The organism is Bacillus proteolyticus, from assembly GCF_001884065.1.
Taxonomy (GTDB): Bacteria; Bacillota; Bacilli; order Bacillales; family Bacillaceae_G; genus Bacillus_A; species Bacillus_A proteolyticus.
In genome coordinates this window covers 16,979-37,080 of the sequence record NZ_MACH01000081.1, presented here as the reverse complement: position 1 = coordinate 37,080, position 20,102 = coordinate 16,979, and the positions used below count along the sequence as shown (strand labels likewise).

Sequence of the window (20,102 nt, the reverse complement as noted above, 5' to 3'; positions counted from 1 at the left end):
CTTGTTTTTTTGAAAGCGTTAAGTGTTCTCATATGAAAAATAATAGTATTATGAGTCAAGTTGCCGGAAATACCGATTTGTTTTTCGGTCCTGATTTCCGTTTCTATATTCATCAATATATTGTCTGAAGTTCCAAGATTGTACAAACTTATTTGCAGCGTTATAGCCAGAATTGTAAAGCCACTCTTTTTCTTCCTTTGTTAACTCAAAGTTTGTACTTGTAATGGATCCCGTTGGAATTGTAATCGTTCTTGCTTTAGATTCCTTGTCTAAATGACGTAAATCATGGGCTTGCATCATAGTTTTAAATAGTCCTTTGAACATGGAGATAGGTTCGTTATAGTGGGCAGGATCAGCTTGGATCGCATCTTTTACAAAATGAAACCCAAAAGTCGGCCAGCGAGGAGAGGTAGGTGAGTCGAAAATCCAAATTGGGTAATTGCTTAAAATCCCTCCATCAACCATATAACAAGGTTGCTTCCATTTTGGGGTTCTCCATTTCACGGGTTCAAAGAAGAAGGGGATTGTACTACTCATTCTTACAGCTTTAGCAATAGAGAAGCGATAATTTAAAAATCCATAGTTCGGCAAATCATCGGGGAAGACAACCATTTTACCATTACTTATATCAGAAGCGATAATTTTAAGCTTATTTAAATCAGGTAAATCTGTAAATAAGTGAACTCCTTTTTTTCGAAGTAATTCTTCAATCCATTCTTCTATAAAAATATTAGAGTAAATACCAAGAGTAGTCCATGCGCTTAATCCTTTACCGATAAACGGGAGTCTGTCAATAAAGGTTTTCTTCGTAAATTTATTATAATCAATATCAGTTATTATCGTTTTTAACTCTGAACAAGAGTATCCTGCTGCTAGGAGCGCTGCGATAATTGAACCAGCTGATGTTCCAGCTACACGCTCCCATTCATAGCCTTTTTCAGCTAACGCGCAAATTGCCCCTACATGCGCAATTCCGCGTACACCGCCTCCTTCAAAAACACCATCAATCTTCATCAATCATACTTCCTTTCGAATAAAAGATTTGAAAATGGCAAAAAAGCACGTATTGTACGTGCTTTTTTACAATAGTTTTTAAGTTTACTAGCAGCCGAATCCGCCGCCCCAACAGCTAGCTCCGATGATGATTAGAAGGATAAATAAAACGATTAATAAAGCGAAACCTCCATAACCACAACCACCGCAACTACCGCCGTAACCGTAACCACCGCCGTAGCCACCGCAACTATATCCGTAACCCATGTGGAATTCCTCCTTAAATTAAAAATAAAAATGAACGAGGGGAAAATGTACTGGAAGAAATAATGAACTATCGTGTTTGTAGGAACAATGTATACTATGCTTTTTTAAACTTGTTCGCGTATGAAGGATGAGCCCGTTTTTTTGAAGGCTTGTTGATTTTACGATAAATGGAGTATAATCTTTGTGCTATGATACAAATAAGTATGTAAATGTAAGGAGAATTTATGGATAAAAAAATTGAAGTATTAATTGATAAATATGGACTGTCACATTTAAAAGAGGAACTTATTAATACTGTATTTCCTTGTGTAAAAGTTGTGCCAAAGCAACAAGAAATGATTGCGATAGGTAGTTCGAAAATGGGGGGAGTTCCTGATTTACCGGATTCATTTGAATATCCAACATATAAAGGAAATCCGTTACAGTTTATCGCTCAATTTAATTTAAATGATTTACAAAATGTTGGTATGGAGCACAATCTTCCTAAGGCAGGAATGTTATATTTCTTTAGTATTGAAAATTATTTTGAAGAAGATGTAAATCCAAACGAGGCCGGGCGTGTACTTTATTATGATATCCCTGTAGAGCATTTACGAAGAGTAGATGAAGTTCAGGGGGAATTTAACCAATGTGCAATTTCATTTGAATTAACGTATAAATTGCCAGAGCTTTTCATTGAAGATGAGGCTGATTCAGATCGTTTCTTGCAATTACTTGAAGAGCTAATTCCAGACAACTACGATAACCATCAAATGTTTGGTGAGCCATTCTCTGTACAAGATGAGGTATTGTACGAGACTGGACAATATATGAACATAGATCCGCAGCAAATGACGCTTTTATTCCAAATTGATTCAGATACTAAAAATTGTAATATGATGTGGGGAGATTTAGGGATGCTTTATTTCTGTATTGGAAATGAAGACTTAAAAAATCGACGTTTTGAAAATGCATGCTGCGTATTACAAACTTGTTAATGAAAAAGGTTGTTCTTGTAAAAAGAACAACCTTTTTACAATGTTAAATATGCATAATCTCATATGACCTATACGAAAAAGTATTGTATACTCTGAAACTATACGATACTTTTTCGTATAGTTATAGAATGTAAGGAGTGACGAAATGGGAAAGACAAGTAAGTATATGACAGCTGCGCTGCTTTGTTCTACTATAGTAGTGGGAGGCTTACAAGCGTCATCTGTATCATATGCAGCTACGAATTCAACTGTAGCGACAGCACAATCAGATGCAAAGTTGTTAAATGATTTCAGAAAAGAATTAAAAAAACAGATTGATAATCGAGAAGAAAATATTACAATCACATATAAAACAAAAGATAGAAATGCTAGAAATATTATGGATCAATTGTATGGCGAGTTTAATAAAATTGTAGATGCTGATGAGTATGTAAAATATAATGTAGCGTCTACTAAGTATTCTATTAAAGGACTGCCCGGGAACTATACATTTACTCTGCAAGTGAAATACCGTGAATCAAAAGAACAAACACAATATGTAAAATCCCAGGTGAAATCGATTATAGGCTCAATTGTAAAACCGGGGATGGATGCACATGAAAAAGTAAAAGCTATTCATGATTACGTTGTAAAACATGTATCTTATGATACGTCGTATCAAGCGTATACAGCATATGAAGCGTTAGCGAATCGTTCTGCCGTTTGCCAAGGGTATACATTGTTAACATATGAGTTACTAAAAGAAGCTGGTATTCAAAATCATATTGTAACAGGTACAGGGAATGGACAAGCTCACGCATGGAATTTAGTGAACATTGATAACAAGTGGTACCACCTCGATACTACATTCGATGATCCAGTTCCGGATAAAGCTGGGCGTGTGACATATTCATATTTTAATATGTCAGACGAGCAGTTAAGTAAAGATCACGAATGGGATCGTAGCAAATATCCAGCAGCAACTACAAGTTACTTTGGTGAATTAACAAACAAAATAAAAGCTGGTAGTTCAAAAACTGCTGCATATGAACAAATGTTAAAAGAAACAAATTTAAAGTACTTGTCTGCACAATACGGAGCGGAAAATTACAATGAGTTTAAGAAAAAATTACAGCAACAATTTGCTTCCAAGCCAGAAAAAGTAGAAGTACGATATAAGCAGTCAATGGATGGAACAATGCAAGATATAAAGAAAGTACTAGATGAAATAACTTGGCCAAAAGGTGCAAAGCGTGTATCTTATCAAGTTGCGCCATATAGTGCAATGACAGGTTATTCGTTAGCGACAATTACATTTACGTATTAATGAAAAAGAGCATCTTTAAAAGGTGCTCTTTTTGCGTTTTATAATCATTATATTGACTGTTTTGAATTGTGTGATAAAATAATTGGAAATAGAGGATGTGAAAGCTGAATGAATTTGTTCGAAAATAATATATTTACATTGATATATAATTGTTTAGTAATCGGACTTATCGTTTTGTTTTTCATATCATTTACTTTGTTTATTAGAATATCATTGCAAAACAGCGATAGAAGATGTATGAAAAGGGGAAGAGCATGGCTAATTATATAAAAGAATTACGTGAAAAAGTAGGGCACGACTGCGTTTTCTTAAACTTTGCAGGTGGTTGTGTGTTGAATGAACATGGAGAAGTATTACTGCAAAAAAGAGGTGATTTTAACGCTTGGGGATTTCCGGGCGGTGCAATGGAAATCGGAGAATCTGCCGCAGAAACTGCGATTCGAGAAATAAAAGAAGAAACAGGTTATGATGTAGAAATAAATGAGCTTATCGGGGTGTATACAAAATATTTTCAAACATATCCAAATGGAGACAGAGCCCAGTCAATTGTGATAGTTTTTTCATGCTCAATTACCGGAGGAGAGAAAAAAGTAGACGGTGATGAAACGTTGGATTTGAAGTTTTTCCCGTTAGACAAAATGCCTCCGTTATTTTGTAAACAACATGAAGATTGCTTGCAAGATTTATTGGAGAAAAGAGTAGGAGTATATCGCTAACATAAAAAAAGAAGCTAAAAGAGATTAGCTTCTTTTTTATGTTCTATTTCCACCAATCATCAAACATTGATGCTGGAACTTGTCTCTTATGTTCACTTACTGTGTAACGCTTCTCAATCTTTTCAGCAACGTCAGCTGGAACTGCTTTACCTTCTAAATAGTCATCTAGTTGATCATACGTAATACCTAACTCTGTTTCATCAGCTTGACCTGGTTTTTCATCTAATAAATCAGCTGTTGGCATTTTTAAGTAAAGTCGCTCGTCCGCATTTAGCTCTTGTAATAGAGCGCGTCCTTGGCGTTTCGTTAATCCCGTTAATGGTAATAGGTCTGCACCACCATCTCCGAATTTTGTAAAGAATCCTGTTACAGCTTCTGCAGCGTGATCTGTTCCGATAACAAGTAGTCCTTGTTGTCCGCCGATTGCGTATTGTGTAACCATGCGAATGCGTGCTTTTACGTTTCCTTTATTGAAATCTGTTAATGATTCACCTAATAAGTTTTCATATTGATTTGAGAAGGAATCAACAGTTGAAGCGATATCAAATGCAACAGATTGATCGGCTTGAATAAATTGTAATGCTAATTGTGCATCATCTTCATCTTTTTGCACTTTATAAGGAAGGCGTACAGCGATAAACGTTGCGTTCCCACCTTCATTACGAATTTCCTCAACTGCAAGCTGAGCTAAACGTCCAGCTAATGTAGAGTCTTGTCCACCACTAATTCCAAGTACAAATCCTTTCGCACCTGTTTTTTTCACATAATCTTTTAAGAAATCAACACGTTTACGGATTTCTGCTTTCGGATCAATTACAGGCTGAACATGTAATGCTTTCATAATCTGTTCTTGTAATGTCATTATGTTTCCTCCTATTCGTATTAAAGCGGTAAATAAGTTTATATGTATATTGGTACATACTTCTATCCTTTATTATTTCGCAAAACTAACGAATATACAATAGGATGCGTGTATGAATATGAATGAAGTTATTATAAATAAACTGTTTTGTATAAGCAATTTTTTTAAACCTTTCAAAACTGTAAGGTTTTTGTCATTTGAATCGATGGAAGGGATTTCCGAATTTTACTAATATAAAAAAGCAAAGTTAGTAGAAGGGCGGAGAAGTAGTATGAACATTAGAGAACTTGCATTTCGAAATGTAACGCGAAATAGACGAACATATTCAGCATATTTTTTGAGTAGTGCATTTGCTATTATGGCCTTTTTTGTGTATTCATTTTTTGCGTTTCATCCAGCATTAAGTGCTGGACAATTAGGACGGTACGTATTCGTAAGTATGTCTTTTGCACAGTCTATTATTTACTTGTTTACATTTTTCTTCATTTTATATTCTATGGGAATGTTTTTAAAAACGAGAAAACGTGAGCTAGGGATATTAATGATGCTTGGAATGACGAAATATCAATTAAAGCGTCTTATCTTCTTTGAAAATATCATGATTGGAATAGGGGCAATTATTTTCGGGATTCTTTCAGGTATGCTGTTTTCAGGAGTACTAATTTTTGTAGCCCCAATGATATTAAAACTAGATATTTCCTTATCCTATTACATACCGATGAAAGCGATAGTTGTAACGAGTATTATGTTTTTCATATTATTTATTATCATTTCCTTATTTAGTGCCGGTATGGTTCGTAAAAATAAAATTATGAAGTTGTTTAGAGGATCAGCAGAGGCGAAGCCAGAACCGAAAGCATCAATTATTTCTTCTATATTAGCAGTAGTATTGCTTAGTGTTGGGTATGTAGGCGCTCTTATGTCACATGGTGCAATGGTATTTATTATGATGATTCCTGTTACAACGGTAGTCACTATCGGTACGTATTTGCTGTACAAGCGGTTGAGCGTCTTTATTATTCGATTATGTAAAAAAAGTAAACGTTTCTATTGGACACAAACAAATATAATTACTTTGTCAGATTTAGCGTACCGTATGAGAGATAACGCAAGAATGTTCTTTATTGTAACGATTATTTCAACAGTAGCATTTTCAGCAATAGGTACATTGGTTGGATTTGCATCAATGACGAAAGAAATTATGGACAGACCAATTGCGTTTCATTACCACTCTAAGAAAGAAAATACTAGCGAAATACAGCATATACAAATGATTGACAAAGGATTAAAGAAATATAATATAGAAGCTTCAAAAATAAATATTTCTACGAAAAAAACGGAGGAGCAGTCGTTAAGAAGCGCTACTTTTATAAAAGAATCGGATTATAAGGAATATGCAAAATTAACAGGAGAACCATTTAATATTGTATCAAATAAAGAGGCTTTATTTTTGTCAGTTGAAATACCTGGACCACCGATGAAAGAAAGAAAAGAAATCGCTTTACCCAATATGAATGAACAGTTAAAAGTGAAAAAAGTTACTTCGTCTTCATTGAGTAAAATATTAAGAGGTAATGTTTATGTAATCTCTAATAATCAATATGATTCATTACAAGATGGATTTAAAGAAGAAAAAGATTATATGTATAAAACAAAAGGAACGAAAGATGAAATTGAGGTTGGTAAAGAGCTTACACATCAGATTAAGCCTTATCAAGAACATGCAACGCTTAGTGCAGAAGAGTACGATCAAAATCAAAGTTTACAAATTGCAGGACCAATTTTATTTGTAGGTTTCTTTATAGGTATTGTATTTTTTGTTTGTGCAGGAAGCTTCCTTTACTTCCGCTTATTTTCGGATTTGGAGGACGATACTCGTTTATTTGAAATGATTCGAAAAGTTGGATTGACGAGAGGCGAATTATCGAGAGTAGTCACAATCCGCTTAGCGCTTTTATTCTTCGTTCCAGTTGGAGTTGCAACATTACATGGGGCAGTAGCATTAACTGCGTTAGGACAAATGTTTGAGTACTCACTGTTTAAAGAGAATACGATTGTATTAAGTATTTTTGTAAGTATTCAAGTTTTGTATTTCGTCACTATACGAGCTCGTTATGTAAAACAATTGAAAGAAAGATTGAAAATTCGTTAAATGTGTTTTTTTAACTTTTGTACTATATTTTCTAAAAAGAGTAAGCCATTACCAAATATATAGTGATAAAATGAACATAGCGAGGTGAAAAAATAATAGAGAGTAAGGGGGGAGTAACATGAAAGCAACAGGAATTATTCGAAAAGTAGATGAATTGGGACGGATAGTTATTCCTAAAGAATTACGAGATGTATTAGGAATACAGATCAAATCACCACTTGAAATTTTTGTAGAAGAAGACAAAGTGATTTTACAAAAATATCAGCCTTACAATGCTTGTCAAATAACAGGTGATGTTTCAGACCAAAATATTTCATTAGCAAATGGAAACATTACTGTTAGTATAGAAGGCGCAAAACATGTAATAAAAGAAATTGAGCAGTTTTTGAAAAAGAGTGAGATTTAGTCTTAATTTATCCCGCTATTTGTGGGCAGTAAAACTCCCACCTCAAAACTCGGCTGAAGCAAAGCAGTTAGTTGGAAACCCTGCTGCCCGTAAACACCCGATTGGTGAGGGCTAATAATCAGTGGGGGATGAACACCCCCACTAATTATAGTTTCACTTTATATTATTCTATTGAAAAACTGAAAAAGAAAAGGACCATTTAATGGGTCCTTTTCTTTTGTTTATTGAGAAATATTTGAGAGGAAGGGAAATGGAACGAATAAAACGAATGTTAAATTTAAACGTATTCAATGGTGGTCTGAAATGAAAATAATACATTTTCAGGAGGGATTACGATGAATAGTAGTACAGCGAATAAACAAAAAGGTATACAATTAATTCCGTTTACTGTCAATAAGGTGGTTAAACAAGTAAATGAAATTCCACCAGGTGTACAACTGATTCATGCTCCGCAAGTATGGGAAAAGAGCGCGAAAGGGAAAGACATTGTCGTTGCCGTTTTAGATACAGGTTGTGATATAAATCATGTGGATTTAAAAGATCGTATTATTGGTGGAAGAAATTTCACGAAAGATTATGAAGGAGATCCCAAAGTTTACCTTGATAATAATGGGCATGGTACTCATGTAGCGGGGACGATTGTAGCGACTGAAAATGGTGTCGGTGTTTTAGGAGTCGCACCACTTGCTAAAATGTTAGTGTTAAAAGTATTAGCAGGAGACGGTTCTGGAAGTTATGAGCAAATTATTGAGGCCATTCATTATGCTGTAAATTGGAGAGGACCGAATAAAGAGAAAGTGAGAATTATTTCAATGTCACTTGGGGGTCCACAAGATGTACCAGAGTTACATGAAGCTATTCAAAATGCGGTAAAACAAGACGTACTTGTCGTATGCGCTGCTGGAAATGATGGGGATTGTAACGATGATACGGAAGAATTAGATTTTCCAGGTGCTTATTCTGAAGTAATCGAAGTAGGTGCTGTTAATTTAGAGCGGAAAATTTCATGCTTTAGTAATTCAAATCAAGAAATTGATTTAGTAGCGCCGGGTGATGAAATACTGTCTACGTATCCAGAGGGGAAATATGCAGTATTAAGTGGTACTTCAATGGCGACGCCGCATGTTGCTGGGGCGTTAGCACTTCTCATTAAGCAGTGTGAGAGAGAGTACGGTAGAAAATTATCAGAGCCGGAAATATACGCGCAACTTATAAAAAGGACTGTGCCTTTAGGGTATGAACGTACATCTGAAGGGAATGGATTAATAGATTTATTAAAAGAATAGTAATTACTAAAAAACATCTCATATTTATATGAGATGTTTTTTAGTATGGTTCTGTCGCATGTACTACAACATCTAATAAACCAGGGAATCTAGTATTTAAATCTTCTTCACGAATTGAAATGAAACGTTGTGTTCCTTCAAGGCGTGTGTACATAACACCTGATTCACGTAAAACCTTGAAATGATGAGATAAAGTTGATTTCGCGATAGTGATGTTTAATGAACCACAAGATTGCTCATTTTTCTCAAGTAACATATTTACAATTTGTAAACGGATTTGATCGCTAAGTGCATATAAGACTGAAGAGAATTGAATTTCCTCTCGGTTCGGATGATAGAGTGTACGCATTTTTTCACCTGCTTGTATAAGTTAAGATATTTGCACTATAACATACAAAGTGGTATATTTCTATTGTTCGATTATATTCGAACAATAGAAATACAGGGGGATAAAAAATGAAGTATACAAAATTGCAAAAGGCAGGAATAAATATTTCTAAGTTGGGGTTAGGAACGAATGCAGTAGGGGGACATAATTTATACGCTGATGTGAATGAGGAAGAAGGAAAGCGATTAATAGAAGAAGCTATTCAGCAAGGTATTACATTTTTTGATACAGCGGATTCATACGGTTTCGGTAGATCAGAGGAATTGGTTGGAGAAGTAATAAAAGAGAAACGCCACGAATTTGTACTTGCTACAAAAGGTGGAATACAGCCGCTATTAAATGGAGAGGTTCATATTAATAATGAACCAAACTATTTAAGAAATGCTGTGGAAAATAGTTTAAGAAGATTACAGACAGATTATATTGATTTATATTATTTACATTTTACAAACCCTGAAACAAGTTACATAGATTCAATTGGAGGGCTTACCCGTTTAAAAGAAGAAGGGAAAATTCGTTCAATTGGGATTTCAAATGTAAGTGTAGAACAATTAAAAAAAGCAAATCGATATGGAGATATAGATGTTGTACAAGCGCCTTACAATATGTTAGATCGCACTGCTGGGGAAGAATTATTGCCGTATTGTATTGAAGCAGGTATTTCATTTATTCCGTATGGACCACTTGCTTTCGGAATATTAGGTGGTAAATATACAGAAGATTTGAAATTGAATGAAGGCGATTGGCGCCAAAGTGTAAATCTATTTGAAGAAAATACATATAAGAGTAACTTTAAGAAAGTGGAAAAGTTAAAAGACTTAGCTAAAGAAAATAATATTGAAGTATCTCACTTAGCGTTAGCATGGTTATTAAATAAAGAAGGAATTGATACTGTTATTCCTGGCGGGAAGCGAGCAGCGCAAATAAGAGAAAGTGTTAGAGCAGTGGACGTTTTATTGAATGAACAGGATATGAAACAAATTGAATCTATATTAGAAGATTAGTTGAAAAGAGGGATAGTACCCTCTTTTTATATAAAGGAGAAGGTTTAAATGAAAAGAGTGCTAGCTGTATTCTTTACGATAATGTTTATGATCGGTACAGATACTTTCTTAATTTCACCACTTTTGCCGACATTACAACAGGTGTATCATGTTTCAACTGAGTTGTCAGGGTGGATGGTAAGCTCATATGCTTTAGGATACGCTGGATTTGTACTTATCGCTGGTCCTATATCAGATGGATTAAACAGAAAAAAAGTAATGATACTAGGTATGATTTTTTTCGCAATTAGTACGTTTTTGTGCGGAATTGCACCTAGTTTTTTATGGATGCTGATTTTTCGATTTTTAGCAGGTGTAAGTGCAGCGTTTGTATCTCCGCAAGTGTGGGCATCTATTCCACTACTTATAGAGAAGAAGCAAATTGTGAAAGCAATTGGGATTGCAACAGCGGGATTATCAGTCGCTCAAATTCTTGGACTGCCAATTGGGGCCTATTTAGCAACGATACATTATACAACGCCATTCTTTGTCATTGGCATCCTGTCAGCATTACTTGTTATTTCTATTGGTGTTTTTATACCAGAAATAAAGCCTGTTCAAACAGAGGATAATAAACAATCAATCTTACGGCGTTATAAACAATTACTTAGAGATTCAAAGGTTCCACTCTCTTATTTGGCATATTTTATTTTTCAAACTGGTAATTTCGCAGCATTCTCATTCTTTGGTGTATGGCTTGCAGTTCAATTCGGTTTACAGGTTAATGAAGTAGGAACAGCTATGATTATATTGGGATTAGGAAATTTGACCGGTAATATTTTTGGTCCTAGAATTGTAAACAAAATCGGTTATAACATTTCTTTTTATGGTGGAATTATATTTACAGCAGTGCTATATGTAATACTTCCTCATTTAAATAACATTATATTTGTTGAATTATTCTTCTTTATTTTATTTTTTGTGACAGGAATTTTGTTTGTATTGATGATGGGACGCTTACAAAACATGTCTAGTGTAGCAAGAGGAACAGGAGCTGCTCTTGCTAATGCTTCTATGTACATTGGCCAAATGATTGGAGCGGCAGTAGCTGGAGTATTATTTGCTACGTCTCATAGTTTTGTTTTAGTAGGATGTTTTACAGCGCTACTGTATATTATTGCGTTATTCTTTTTTAGAAAAAGTGAAAAGCTTGCTGAAGAAAATAAAAAAGGACTTGCATCATAAAAGTGTTGCAAACGAAAAGCACTGTTTTAGGGATAAGTCTAAAACAGTGCTTTTCGTTTTGATTGAATAGTTGCTGCATTTTCATCATGTATGCCTGCATCTTTAATAATTCGCTTTTTTACTTTATTTAATAGATGGTCTACTGCTTCACCAAAATGGTTAGCTTCGCTTTTTGTGCGGGCTTCTCGTAAACATTTATAGTTTTCTAGCAGTTCCTCTTTTTCGGAGTTTGTTAAGAAATCTTCTATTTTCTTTTTTGTCATACGAAACACCCTTTCTTCTGACAAACGACGCAATAGAAAATATTTATTTTTCATTATAACAATAATTTTTAAAGAAAGTATAGATTAACGTCGTAATAGTTTGTCAATTTCTTGAATTTTCTCATCAGCTTTCCCAATTTGCGTGTTTTTAGCCTGTTCACCACCTAAGGCTTGATGAAGTAAAAATGTTTGACCTGAAATGGCAGTTACAATAGATACTTTTATAATTTCTTTTATTGTGGTGACATCGAATAAAACGAGTCCAAGAAGTGCAGCTAGGCAACCGGTCAATATATCGGTTAAAAACCCAAAGTGGAAAAACGTTTTTAAACGGCGTGGAAGCAATAACTTGCCTTGGTTATTGATCAGATGGGAAACGAAGCCAGTAATGCCACCAACTAGAACAGCAGTTAGCCATTGATACATTTCCATCGAATCCACTCCTTTTAGTGAATAAGATTCGATTTTTTCATATTGATTCCTTTTAATATTTCATATAAGCATATTGAGAAAGTTTGTTTGGGTATATTCCTTATTCAATTTAATTATAACAGAAAATTTCGATATATTTCAGTCTATTATATGAACAACTTTTACAATAATATGAATGCAGAAAGGGGTGCGTGATATGAATATAGATTATCGAGTAAGAAGTGTAGATGGTTATACAAAAAATATAGGTGAATTAGTAAGTATGCTGGAGCATACGAGGACGGTAACATTACAGGAAATAGAAAATCTATCAGTTGAGCAATTAGATTTAATTATGCCAAGTGGTGGAAATTCAATTGGAGCTTTATTAAAGCATATAGCAGCTATAGAAAAAGTCCATCAGCTTATTTCATTTCAAAATCGTGACTTCACAAAAGAAGAATTAGAAGTATGGGAAGATGCACTGTATTTAGGAGAAGCGGGGAGAACGATTCGTGGTCATGAAATACAGTATTATGTACAACTTTTGCAAAAAGTGCGAGAAGCAACACTGAAGTGTTTGAGTGAACAGGATGACGAATGGCTAATGTCAGAAAGAAAGTGGCCTAATGGCGTAGCGTATAATCAGCACTACCTTTGGTTTCATGTGCTAGAAGATGAAATTAGTCATCGCGGCCAAATTAAAATGCTAAAAAACAAGTTGTTTGAAAATTACGTTAAATAAGGTGGCTTTTTAATAAGATATTCCATATAATGAGAGTAATTAAAATTAGAACGGGGTGATGTATTATGGCGAAATTAACTTATATGAATAATAAACCAAATACAAAGGTGGACGGAAAGGGCGATACTCTATAAGTGAGCGCACAATCCTTCCACTAAGTTCAAACTAGGGAGGATATCAATTTGGATCAAAATATTTTAGAATCGTTCGGATGGGATTCTTTTTTTGAGGAACAAGCTGTAGAGAACTATGAAGTAGGACGTATTTTACTTGAGCATAAGCATATATATCGGATTATTTGTACTGATGGTGAATATGTAGCGGAACTGTCTGGAAAGTTTCGTCATGAAGCGTTAACGAAAGGGGATTATCCGGCAGTTGGTGATTGGGTGTATATAAAGAAAATAGAAGGAGAGCGAAAGGCAATTATTCATCGTATTTTTCCAAGGAGAAGCTCTTTTTCTAGACAAGAGGCTGGCTACCGAACAGAGGAACAGATTATAGCTACGAATGTGGATTATCTTTTTTTAGTAAATGCTCTTAACCATGATTTCAACGTAAGAAGGATGGAACGTTATTTGCTATTGGCTTATGAGAGTGGTGCAATGCCTATTATTGTTTTAACGAAGAGTAGTTTATGTGAAGATGTGGAACAAAAAATTGCAGAAACTGAAGCAGTAGCAATCGGTGTTCCTGTATTTGTTGTTGATAGCTTAGCGTACGTCGGAATAGAATCATTGCAACAATTTGTTTCACCAGGAAAAACCATTGCCTTAGTTGGATCTTCAGGTGCAGGGAAATCTACTTTGTTAAATGCATTAACAGGAACAGTTGTAGCAAAAACCGGAGATATACGTGAAGAAGATAGTAAAGGGAGACATACGACAACTCACCGTGAATTATTCCAATTACCAAGTGGTGGTTTAGTAATTGATACTCCTGGTATGAGAGAACTTCAGCTTTGGGAAGGAAGCGGGGCAATCCAAACTACATTTTCTGATATTGAAGATCTTGCACATACTTGCCGCTTTCGAGATTGTAAACATGACGGTGAACCAGGATGTGCAGTGCGAAGTGCTATAGATAACGGAAGTATACCTGTAGAGCGCTTGCTAAGCTATAAAAAGCTGCAAAGAGAATTGGCATATGTTATGAGAAAACAAAACATTACTCTGGCAAGAGCGGAACGAGATAGATGGAAAAAGATTTCTAAACAACATAAAAAAATATAAAAAACCAAAGGGCTTGTTCCTTTGGTTTTTTGTATTTGTAAATTTTATATTAATATTATTCATATATATAGATAAATGGAATTGATTTGTTTAAACTTTACAAAGTGTTCATCAAAACAAGTGATAAAAATAGTAACTAAGGAATGGGATATATTCAAAATTAGCTCATTTAATCTTTAGAGCTTAATATTGAAATGCAGGAGGTTTATAATGCGTAAACTAGTAAGTTGGTTTAGAGATATGAAAGTAGCAAAAAAGCTATTAATTTCATTTTTTGTTATATTAATTGCGGCAGTCTCTATTATTGGGGGCATGTCGTATCAAACAGCTAAAAAGAATTTTGAATCACAAATTATGAGTAGTGCTCAGGATAATATAAAAATATTGGATAATTTAATCAATCAAATGATTGAAGCGAAATTCAACGATGTAAATAATTTTGCACGAGTGATTCATACTGATATGTATCAAGGGGATAAACAGGATGAACTAAGAAAAACATTATCTCAATATATTAGTTTGAACAAAGGTGTAGAACAAGTGTATGTTGCCGGAAACGATAAAAAATTTGTACAAGAACCAAAAATACAAATGGAAACAGATTATGATCCAACAGCGCGTTCTTGGTATAAAGATGCAGTGAATAAGCAAGGTGGAATTGTTGTCACTGAACCATATAAGGCACAAGGAAATGGGCATACTGTCGTAACAATCGCAAAACAAACTGAAGATAAAAATGGTGTTGTTGCAGTAGATTTAAATTTAGATAATTTATTAAAAACAACAAAGTTAATCAATATTGGTAAAAAAGGCTATGCTTTCATTTTAGATGGGAACAAAAAAATAATTGCTCACCCTCAAGAAAAACCAGGTGACAAGGCAGATGATTCTTGGGCAAAGAAAATATACGAAGATAACCATGGCACTTTTTCATACACTTATAGTGGTAGTGACAAGAAAATGGTATTTGCCACAAACTTAAAAACAGGTTGGAAAATTGCTGGGACGATGTACTCAAATGAAGTAGTTGAGGCTGCTCAACCTGTATTTTATAATATGTTAATTGTAATGTTTATTTCATTAGTTGTAGGTGGAGTGCTTATTTATTTCGTGACACTTTCTATTACCAAACCTTTAAAACAATTAGTTGTCACTTCTAAAGAAATAAGCGAAGGGGACTTAACTCAAATGATTCAAATACATTCAAATGATGAAATTGGACAACTTGCGAAAGGTTTTAATGAGATGACTCATTCACTACGTACATTAATCGGAAGAATTAATACTTCAGCAGGGCATGTTGCAGCTGCATCTGAAGAGTTAACAGCAAGTGTGAGACAAGCGAGTGAAGCGACTGAACAAATTACATCAGCAATGGATGAAATATCAAGTGGTGCAACGACGCAAACAGCAAGCGTAGAAAATGGTGCTATGTTACTGTTTGGTGTAACAGAAGGGATTCAGCATGTAGCAAATAGTTCATCATCTATTAATACTGCTTCTGCTCATACACGTGAAAAAGCAGAAGATGGCGGAAAACTAGTAGGAAAAACAGTAAATCAAATGCAGTCTATTGCGGCATCTGTTTCGCAATCAGATGCAGTTATCCAGTTATTAAATAATAAATCAAAGCAAATTGGTGATATTTTAGAAGTAATTCAAAATATTGCAGATCAAACCCACCTGCTAGCATTAAATGCAGCAATTGAGGCTGCAAGAGCTGGCGAGCATGGAAGAGGCTTTGCAATTGTTGCTGATGAAGTACGAAAATTAGCAGAACAATCTAGCGTATCATCGAGTGAAATTAGTAAATTAATTTGTGAAATACAAGATGATATGAGTAAAACAGTAAAATCTATGAATAATGTAAATGAAGAAGTTCAATCTGGACTTGTTATTGCAAATGAAACAAAACAAAATTTCACTGAGATTTTACAATCTACAAATGAAATTGCTGATCAAATTAAAACGATGGTTGAAACGGCTAATGGAATGTCAAAAGGTGCAAATGAAGTATCTATTTCAGTTGGCCAAATTGCAATGACAGCACAAAATAACGCGACGAGTACACAAAGTGTTGCGGCGTCAGCTGAGGAGCAGTTAGCTTCTATGGAAGAAATTAGTTCTGCGGCGGGTACACTATCTCAAATGGCTGAAGAGTTACAAGTATTAATTGAAAGATTTAAAGTGTAAATAGAAAGGGCTGCTTCAAATAGTATTACTGCTATTAGAGGCAGTCCTTTTAGTTAATAGCCTGTGGGGAACGGGGGGATTCAATAATTAAAGCTTTATTTTAATTAATATTTGTCGAAAAATAGAGGGATTTGTTAAGTTTGTGTATAATGAATATTGTATAGATTACATATAAAGGAGATTATTATGGGAGTGTATTGGGGAACGAAAAGGCATTCTTGGCTTAGTTATGTCTCGTTTTGGTTAAGTATTTTATTCTTTGCTGTTTTTGTAATTGAAGTGTTTGTATTTAAAACACTTTCAAATAGTTCATTACAAATCGTTAAATATTTTTATTTTATATTTGTCCCATTAAATATCATTCTTAGTTTGAGATTATTATCAAAGAAGAATGAAAAGAAAATATTACCGATTTTTAGTTTAATTGTCTCGCTATTATTTGCCAGTTTAATTATAGTATTAGCATTAGTAGCCGCAGGAAAAGTCTTTTGAGGAGAGTGATAAAAATCACTCTTCTTTTGTGTGGAATTTTTAGATTTATAAGTAGTGTGAAGGAAATATGGAGAGTGATAAGTTATAAGTAAAGGGATGTACTAGTGAGTAGAAAATGAATCAAAAATACTATATGTTTTGTATGTGTTTATAAAGCAAATGAATGCGGTAAGATTCGTGAAATATGGTACAATAAACATGGATAGTGATAGAGATAAAGGGTATATAAAATACTCATCGTTTTTTAGTAAGAGAGGGGTTATCTTATGCTATACGAGGATTTGATGACATTATTCCAAGCTGCTCCGATAGAATTGGATAGAGGCGGCTGGAAATATATAATCCAGGAACAAAATGATAATTATGAAATTGTTGATGAAATGTTAAAAAAGCAAATGAATGTTGAATTGTATTTTAATGAATATGATGAGGTGAAAATCACTTTATATAAAGATGGAAGCCCCATTACTACAATGCAAAGAATTGCTATTTCAAAAGTTGAGTTAGATGAAGAGGAAGAAGGCATTCAATTTGTATTAGAACGTATGCCAAGTCGAATGATTCGTTTGCAATTAAAGCCATATCTTGCAGTAGAAATGGGACCGTATTGGGAAGTATGTGAAGAGTGTGAATGAACATGAAAAAGTATCCGTATAAACGGATGCTTTTTCATGTTTTTTGAAGTTGTTTAAAAGCGATAATCGGTAGTAAAATGATGCTTACCCAACCGATAATTGGATATAGAATATGAAGTAATTGGCTATATCCGATGTAACTAAAGCAATAACTAATTAGTAATATGAAGTAAATAATGTTATGACTTTTCCATCCTGTAATGGATTGCATTTGTTTTGTCATTCCGAAAATATTCCCAACTAATGTTGTGAACACTTCACCAAAAATAATAAGAACAAAGAAAAAGTGGAAAGTGGCATTAAATCTTCTTACAACTTCAGCCATCGGGATGTTGTATTGATAAAATTGTTCAACTGATAATATTGCTAAATGGCTACATAATAAAATGAAGCAAAGCCCTGCGCCTCCTAAAATCCCCCCCCACAAAATAGCTTTTCGGTCTTTTACTTCACTGGCTAATGGGACGAGAACACTTTGGGCGAGTGAAAGATTTAATGCAACATATGTAATCGGGCTAGTAATCCATTTCATATTCCAACTTTCTGTAGGAACGGTGTTAATAAGAGGAGTTGTACCATGAATAAAGGTTGTGATAGCAAGACCGATAATAAAAATCATCATTATAGGTACGACAAGTGTATTTACTTCAAAAACACCTTGTAATCCCCGACTCCCAATAATGAGACAGGCGATGACTGTTATGAAAATACCAAGTTGTCTCGGGAGGCGGAGTTGTTCTTCAAATACTGCCCCGGCCCCTGATAACATAACGCTTGTTACACCAAATAATACGAGTAATAGTAATGTGTTTACGACATTTCCAAATACATCCCCAAATAAATATTTGTTAAATTCTTGAGCTGAAAATGCCCCTATTTGTGATGAAAGCAACATCATCTTTGTGCCGAGCCAAATAAAAAAAAATCCACTTATACATATGCCAATGGTTCCGTAAAATCCGTTCACTGTAAAAAATTCAACAATTTCTCGTCCAGTAGCAAATCCAGCTCCAACGACAGTTCCGATATAAGTAGCAGCGACTTTCTTTGCTACTTGCCATTGTTGATTGTCCATGTTATCCCTCTTTCTTCTATGATGAGCTTGACTTACTATTATGCATATGTGTGAGCTTGGACAATTAGACATATGAAGTAGCTGAAAGAATACATGAATTATATGATATTAGGGAAATATTAAGGTTGTTAAAACTTTGTTACATATAAGCTGTTCATTCAAAAGAGTAGGAAATGTATGGTAAAATGTAATTAGGTTATTAAAAGATAATAATTATAAAAATGCTAAGAGGAGTGGATTGTATGAGTACGAAAACAAATGTTGTTGAAGTATTAAACAAGCAGGTAGCAAACTGGAATGTGTTATATGTGAAATTGCATAATTATCACTGGTATGTGACAGGACCACACTTCTTTACATTACATGAGAAATTTGAAGAGTTTTATAATGAAGCAGGGACTTACATTGATGAGTTAGCGGAACGTATTTTAGCGCTAGAAGGAAAACCGTTAGCGACAATGAAAGAATATCTAGCAACTTCTACTGTGAGTGAAGGGACAAGCAAAGAGTCTGCAGAAGAAATGGTACAAACTTTAGTAAATGATTTTTCTGCACTCATTCAAGAATTGAAAGAAGGTATGGAAGTAGCGGGTGAAGCTGGTGATGAAACATCTGCTGATATGCTATTAGCAATTCATACGACATTAGAACAACATGTGTGGATGTTAAGTGCATTCTTAAAATAAACATAAATGGATTAAAGAAAAACTCTATTGAAAAATTCTTTCAATAGAGTTTTTTATGATTTTTCAGTTTCCTTTTATGCTATAATATAGTAAAAAGGAGGCGATGCGATGTTTCGCTTTTTCAGAACTGGAAAAGAAGAGCGGGAAATTACGAAAGACGAATTAGAACAAGCGATGGCTAAGTTTCTAGAAACGAATGCTAATATCGTTTATACAGTATTAGTAAATGATGATTACACAGTAAATTATGATTTATTAAAGCCCTATTTACCTGCATTTCCAACCAATTTTTTTCTTATTACGAAGGAAACGCTTGAGGTATTTGAGCATACAGAAGAAAATTTAAACCTAGTTAAAGAAATTGATATCGTACAAAAAGCCGTCGATCAATATGTAACAGAAAAAGAAATGTTCCCAATTGTTGAAGATAGCGAAGATCGCCTCATATGTGGAATAAAGCTAGGACCATATTTAAATCGTATATTAAAAAGAAATTTATATATTTCAGAAAAGCATTATTTAGTTTCAAGTAAACCAGATAAGAAAAAAAAGAATACCGGGTAGATGTTATGAGAACAACAATAATATATTGTTGTCTTTTTTTTGTTTTAAAATATTGATTTTTCAGTCTATTTAATTTTATACTATAACTAGTGGATAGGAAGGAGTGGTGTATTATGCGTATACATACATTAGTTATTAAATATCATTCTGAAAATCAGGTATTGTTAAGTTGAATTGTAGAATTTTACTAATTATACCGTGACCCTAGAATGATAGGAAGATTGG

Annotated in this window: 22 protein-coding genes and 1 pseudogene; 16 read left to right on the top strand and 7 right to left on the bottom strand. The window is 34.2% G+C overall.

Annotated features, from left to right (window positions below):
• Positions 1 to 48: 48 nt before the first annotated feature.
• Positions 49 to 1,014: a patatin-like phospholipase family protein gene (locus BAQ49_RS12915; protein ID WP_071745642.1), complete on the bottom strand. Its 966-nt coding sequence runs from the start codon at positions 1,012 to 1,014 to the stop codon at positions 49 to 51.
• An 87-nt stretch (positions 1,015 to 1,101) separates the two neighbouring features.
• The gene (locus tag BAQ49_RS12910; RefSeq protein ID WP_002118476.1) at positions 1,102 to 1,260 is read right to left on the bottom strand and encodes a YjcZ family sporulation protein; all 159 of its coding nucleotides are present in this window, start codon (positions 1,258 to 1,260) and stop codon (positions 1,102 to 1,104) included.
• A gap of 224 nt (positions 1,261 to 1,484) precedes the next feature.
• Here BAQ49_RS12910 and BAQ49_RS12905 point away from each other — a divergent pair, with 224 nt between their 5' ends.
• The 4 genes and pseudogenes from BAQ49_RS12905 (at position 1,485) to BAQ49_RS12890 (ending at position 4,259) form a co-directional block, all read left to right on the top strand.
• A complete protein-coding gene (locus BAQ49_RS12905; RefSeq protein WP_071745641.1) occupies positions 1,485 to 2,237 on the top strand; it encodes a YwqG family protein in 753 nt (250 codons plus the stop codon).
• Positions 2,238 to 2,382: 145 nt separating this feature from the next.
• The gene (locus tag BAQ49_RS12900) at positions 2,383 to 3,543 is read left to right on the top strand and encodes a transglutaminase domain-containing protein (protein ID WP_071745640.1); all 1,161 of its coding nucleotides are present in this window, start codon (positions 2,383 to 2,385) and stop codon (positions 3,541 to 3,543) included.
• 108 nt (positions 3,544 to 3,651) lie between these two features.
• Positions 3,652 to 3,768: pseudogene (locus tag BAQ49_RS12895) on the top strand (DUF4083 family protein); the annotation flags it as partial.
• 29 nt (positions 3,769 to 3,797) lie between these two features.
• Complete coding sequence (locus BAQ49_RS12890; protein ID WP_071745638.1) at positions 3,798 to 4,259, top strand: NUDIX hydrolase; 462 nt, start codon at positions 3,798 to 3,800, stop codon at positions 4,257 to 4,259.
• A 43-nt stretch (positions 4,260 to 4,302) separates the two neighbouring features.
• Here the strand turns inward: BAQ49_RS12890 and nadE are convergent, their stop codons facing one another.
• Positions 4,303 to 5,121, bottom strand: a complete 819-nt coding sequence (gene nadE, locus BAQ49_RS12885; RefSeq protein ID WP_071745637.1) for an NAD(+) synthase — start codon at positions 5,119 to 5,121, stop codon at positions 4,303 to 4,305.
• Positions 5,122 to 5,392: 271 nt separating this feature from the next.
• Here nadE and BAQ49_RS12880 point away from each other — a divergent pair, with 271 nt between their 5' ends.
• The 3 genes from BAQ49_RS12880 (at position 5,393) to BAQ49_RS12870 (ending at position 8,965) form a co-directional block, all read left to right on the top strand.
• Positions 5,393 to 7,273, top strand: a complete 1,881-nt coding sequence (locus BAQ49_RS12880; RefSeq protein ID WP_071745636.1) for an FtsX-like permease family protein — start codon at positions 5,393 to 5,395, stop codon at positions 7,271 to 7,273.
• Between the two features lie 118 nt (positions 7,274 to 7,391).
• Positions 7,392 to 7,679 (top strand): AbrB/MazE/SpoVT family DNA-binding domain-containing protein, encoded by a 288-nt coding sequence (locus BAQ49_RS12875; RefSeq protein ID WP_000648281.1) that lies wholly within the window; start codon positions 7,392 to 7,394, stop codon positions 7,677 to 7,679.
• Between the two features lie 335 nt (positions 7,680 to 8,014).
• Positions 8,015 to 8,965, top strand: coding sequence for a serine protease (locus tag BAQ49_RS12870; protein ID WP_071745635.1), 951 nt, complete (start codon positions 8,015 to 8,017; stop codon positions 8,963 to 8,965).
• A gap of 40 nt (positions 8,966 to 9,005) precedes the next feature.
• Here BAQ49_RS12870 and BAQ49_RS12865 read toward each other — a convergent pair whose 3' ends face one another.
• Positions 9,006 to 9,314 carry an ArsR/SmtB family transcription factor gene (locus tag BAQ49_RS12865; protein ID WP_071745634.1) on the bottom strand — a complete coding sequence of 103 codons (309 nt, stop codon included), beginning with the start codon at positions 9,312 to 9,314 and terminating at the stop codon, positions 9,006 to 9,008.
• A 107-nt stretch (positions 9,315 to 9,421) separates the two neighbouring features.
• On the opposite strand from BAQ49_RS12865, the gene BAQ49_RS12860 reads away from it, so the two are divergent.
• A complete protein-coding gene (locus BAQ49_RS12860) occupies positions 9,422 to 10,357 on the top strand; it encodes an aldo/keto reductase (RefSeq protein WP_071745633.1) in 936 nt (311 codons plus the stop codon).
• Positions 10,358 to 10,405: 48 nt separating this feature from the next.
• Positions 10,406 to 11,581, top strand: coding sequence for an MFS transporter (locus tag BAQ49_RS12855; protein WP_071745632.1), 1,176 nt, complete (start codon positions 10,406 to 10,408; stop codon positions 11,579 to 11,581).
• 38 nt (positions 11,582 to 11,619) lie between these two features.
• Here BAQ49_RS12855 and BAQ49_RS12850 read toward each other — a convergent pair whose 3' ends face one another.
• Both BAQ49_RS12850 and BAQ49_RS12845 read right to left on the bottom strand, forming a co-directional pair.
• Positions 11,620 to 11,844, bottom strand: a complete 225-nt coding sequence (locus BAQ49_RS12850; protein ID WP_071745631.1) for a hypothetical protein — start codon at positions 11,842 to 11,844, stop codon at positions 11,620 to 11,622.
• 84 nt (positions 11,845 to 11,928) lie between these two features.
• On the bottom strand, positions 11,929 to 12,276 hold the full coding sequence (locus tag BAQ49_RS12845; RefSeq protein WP_070141977.1) for a DUF4257 domain-containing protein: 348 nt from the start codon (positions 12,274 to 12,276) through the stop codon (positions 11,929 to 11,931).
• 196 nt (positions 12,277 to 12,472) lie between these two features.
• Here BAQ49_RS12845 and BAQ49_RS12840 point away from each other — a divergent pair, with 196 nt between their 5' ends.
• The 5 genes from BAQ49_RS12840 to BAQ49_RS12820 all read left to right on the top strand — a co-directional run bounded on the left by BAQ49_RS12840 (position 12,473) and on the right by BAQ49_RS12820 (position 17,552).
• A complete protein-coding gene (locus BAQ49_RS12840) occupies positions 12,473 to 13,000 on the top strand; it encodes a DinB family protein (protein WP_071745630.1) in 528 nt (175 codons plus the stop codon).
• A gap of 182 nt (positions 13,001 to 13,182) precedes the next feature.
• Positions 13,183 to 14,232 (top strand): ribosome small subunit-dependent GTPase A, encoded by a 1,050-nt coding sequence (gene rsgA / locus BAQ49_RS12835; protein WP_071745629.1) that lies wholly within the window; start codon positions 13,183 to 13,185, stop codon positions 14,230 to 14,232.
• Between the two features lie 210 nt (positions 14,233 to 14,442).
• Positions 14,443 to 16,425: a methyl-accepting chemotaxis protein gene (locus tag BAQ49_RS12830; protein WP_071745628.1), complete on the top strand. Its 1,983-nt coding sequence runs from the start codon at positions 14,443 to 14,445 to the stop codon at positions 16,423 to 16,425.
• Positions 16,426 to 16,611: 186 nt separating this feature from the next.
• Complete coding sequence (locus tag BAQ49_RS12825; protein ID WP_071745627.1) at positions 16,612 to 16,917, top strand: hypothetical protein; 306 nt, start codon at positions 16,612 to 16,614, stop codon at positions 16,915 to 16,917.
• A 266-nt stretch (positions 16,918 to 17,183) separates the two neighbouring features.
• Positions 17,184 to 17,552 (top strand): DUF3979 family protein, encoded by a 369-nt coding sequence (locus BAQ49_RS12820; protein ID WP_016129214.1) that lies wholly within the window; start codon positions 17,184 to 17,186, stop codon positions 17,550 to 17,552.
• Between the two features lie 34 nt (positions 17,553 to 17,586).
• Here BAQ49_RS12820 and BAQ49_RS12815 read toward each other — a convergent pair whose 3' ends face one another.
• Complete coding sequence (locus BAQ49_RS12815) at positions 17,587 to 18,627, bottom strand: YkvI family membrane protein (RefSeq protein ID WP_002075563.1); 1,041 nt, start codon at positions 18,625 to 18,627, stop codon at positions 17,587 to 17,589.
• A 242-nt stretch (positions 18,628 to 18,869) separates the two neighbouring features.
• On the opposite strand from BAQ49_RS12815, the gene BAQ49_RS12810 reads away from it, so the two are divergent.
• Positions 18,870 to 19,313: a Dps family protein gene (locus BAQ49_RS12810; RefSeq protein ID WP_000105200.1), complete on the top strand. Its 444-nt coding sequence runs from the start codon at positions 18,870 to 18,872 to the stop codon at positions 19,311 to 19,313.
• A gap of 108 nt (positions 19,314 to 19,421) precedes the next feature.
• Positions 19,422 to 19,877 carry a DUF3939 domain-containing protein gene (locus BAQ49_RS12805; protein WP_071745626.1) on the top strand — a complete coding sequence of 152 codons (456 nt, stop codon included), beginning with the start codon at positions 19,422 to 19,424 and terminating at the stop codon, positions 19,875 to 19,877.
• Positions 19,878 to 20,102 lie beyond the last annotated feature (225 nt).

What these genes read in the sequence shown, in the direction of transcription:
- BAQ49_RS12915 (WP_071745642.1), bottom strand. Translation starts at nt 1,014, where the DNA reads ATGAAGATTGATGGTGTTTTTGAAGGAGGCGGTGTACGCGGAATTGCG.
- BAQ49_RS12910 (WP_002118476.1), bottom strand. Translation starts at nt 1,260, where the DNA reads ATGGGTTACGGATATAGTTGCGGTGGCTACGGCGGTGGTTACGGTTAC.
- BAQ49_RS12905 (WP_071745641.1), top strand. Translation starts at nt 1,485, where the DNA reads ATGGATAAAAAAATTGAAGTATTAATTGATAAATATGGACTGTCACAT.
- BAQ49_RS12900 (WP_071745640.1), top strand. Translation starts at nt 2,383, where the DNA reads ATGGGAAAGACAAGTAAGTATATGACAGCTGCGCTGCTTTGTTCTACT.
- BAQ49_RS12890 (WP_071745638.1), top strand. Translation starts at nt 3,798, where the DNA reads ATGGCTAATTATATAAAAGAATTACGTGAAAAAGTAGGGCACGACTGC.
- nadE (WP_071745637.1), bottom strand. Translation starts at nt 5,121, where the DNA reads ATGACATTACAAGAACAGATTATGAAAGCATTACATGTTCAGCCTGTA.
- BAQ49_RS12880 (WP_071745636.1), top strand. Translation starts at nt 5,393, where the DNA reads ATGAACATTAGAGAACTTGCATTTCGAAATGTAACGCGAAATAGACGA.
- BAQ49_RS12875 (WP_000648281.1), top strand. Translation starts at nt 7,392, where the DNA reads ATGAAAGCAACAGGAATTATTCGAAAAGTAGATGAATTGGGACGGATA.
- BAQ49_RS12870 (WP_071745635.1), top strand. Translation starts at nt 8,015, where the DNA reads ATGAATAGTAGTACAGCGAATAAACAAAAAGGTATACAATTAATTCCG.
- BAQ49_RS12865 (WP_071745634.1), bottom strand. Translation starts at nt 9,314, where the DNA reads ATGCGTACACTCTATCATCCGAACCGAGAGGAAATTCAATTCTCTTCA.
- BAQ49_RS12860 (WP_071745633.1), top strand. Translation starts at nt 9,422, where the DNA reads ATGAAGTATACAAAATTGCAAAAGGCAGGAATAAATATTTCTAAGTTG.
- BAQ49_RS12855 (WP_071745632.1), top strand. Translation starts at nt 10,406, where the DNA reads ATGAAAAGAGTGCTAGCTGTATTCTTTACGATAATGTTTATGATCGGT.
- BAQ49_RS12850 (WP_071745631.1), bottom strand. Translation starts at nt 11,844, where the DNA reads ATGACAAAAAAGAAAATAGAAGATTTCTTAACAAACTCCGAAAAAGAG.
- BAQ49_RS12845 (WP_070141977.1), bottom strand. Translation starts at nt 12,276, where the DNA reads ATGGAAATGTATCAATGGCTAACTGCTGTTCTAGTTGGTGGCATTACT.
- BAQ49_RS12840 (WP_071745630.1), top strand. Translation starts at nt 12,473, where the DNA reads ATGAATATAGATTATCGAGTAAGAAGTGTAGATGGTTATACAAAAAAT.
- BAQ49_RS12830 (WP_071745628.1), top strand. Translation starts at nt 14,443, where the DNA reads ATGCGTAAACTAGTAAGTTGGTTTAGAGATATGAAAGTAGCAAAAAAG.
- BAQ49_RS12825 (WP_071745627.1), top strand. Translation starts at nt 16,612, where the DNA reads ATGGGAGTGTATTGGGGAACGAAAAGGCATTCTTGGCTTAGTTATGTC.
- BAQ49_RS12820 (WP_016129214.1), top strand. Translation starts at nt 17,184, where the DNA reads ATGCTATACGAGGATTTGATGACATTATTCCAAGCTGCTCCGATAGAA.
- BAQ49_RS12815 (WP_002075563.1), bottom strand. Translation starts at nt 18,627, where the DNA reads ATGGACAATCAACAATGGCAAGTAGCAAAGAAAGTCGCTGCTACTTAT.
- BAQ49_RS12810 (WP_000105200.1), top strand. Translation starts at nt 18,870, where the DNA reads ATGAGTACGAAAACAAATGTTGTTGAAGTATTAAACAAGCAGGTAGCA.
- BAQ49_RS12805 (WP_071745626.1), top strand. Translation starts at nt 19,422, where the DNA reads ATGTTTCGCTTTTTCAGAACTGGAAAAGAAGAGCGGGAAATTACGAAA.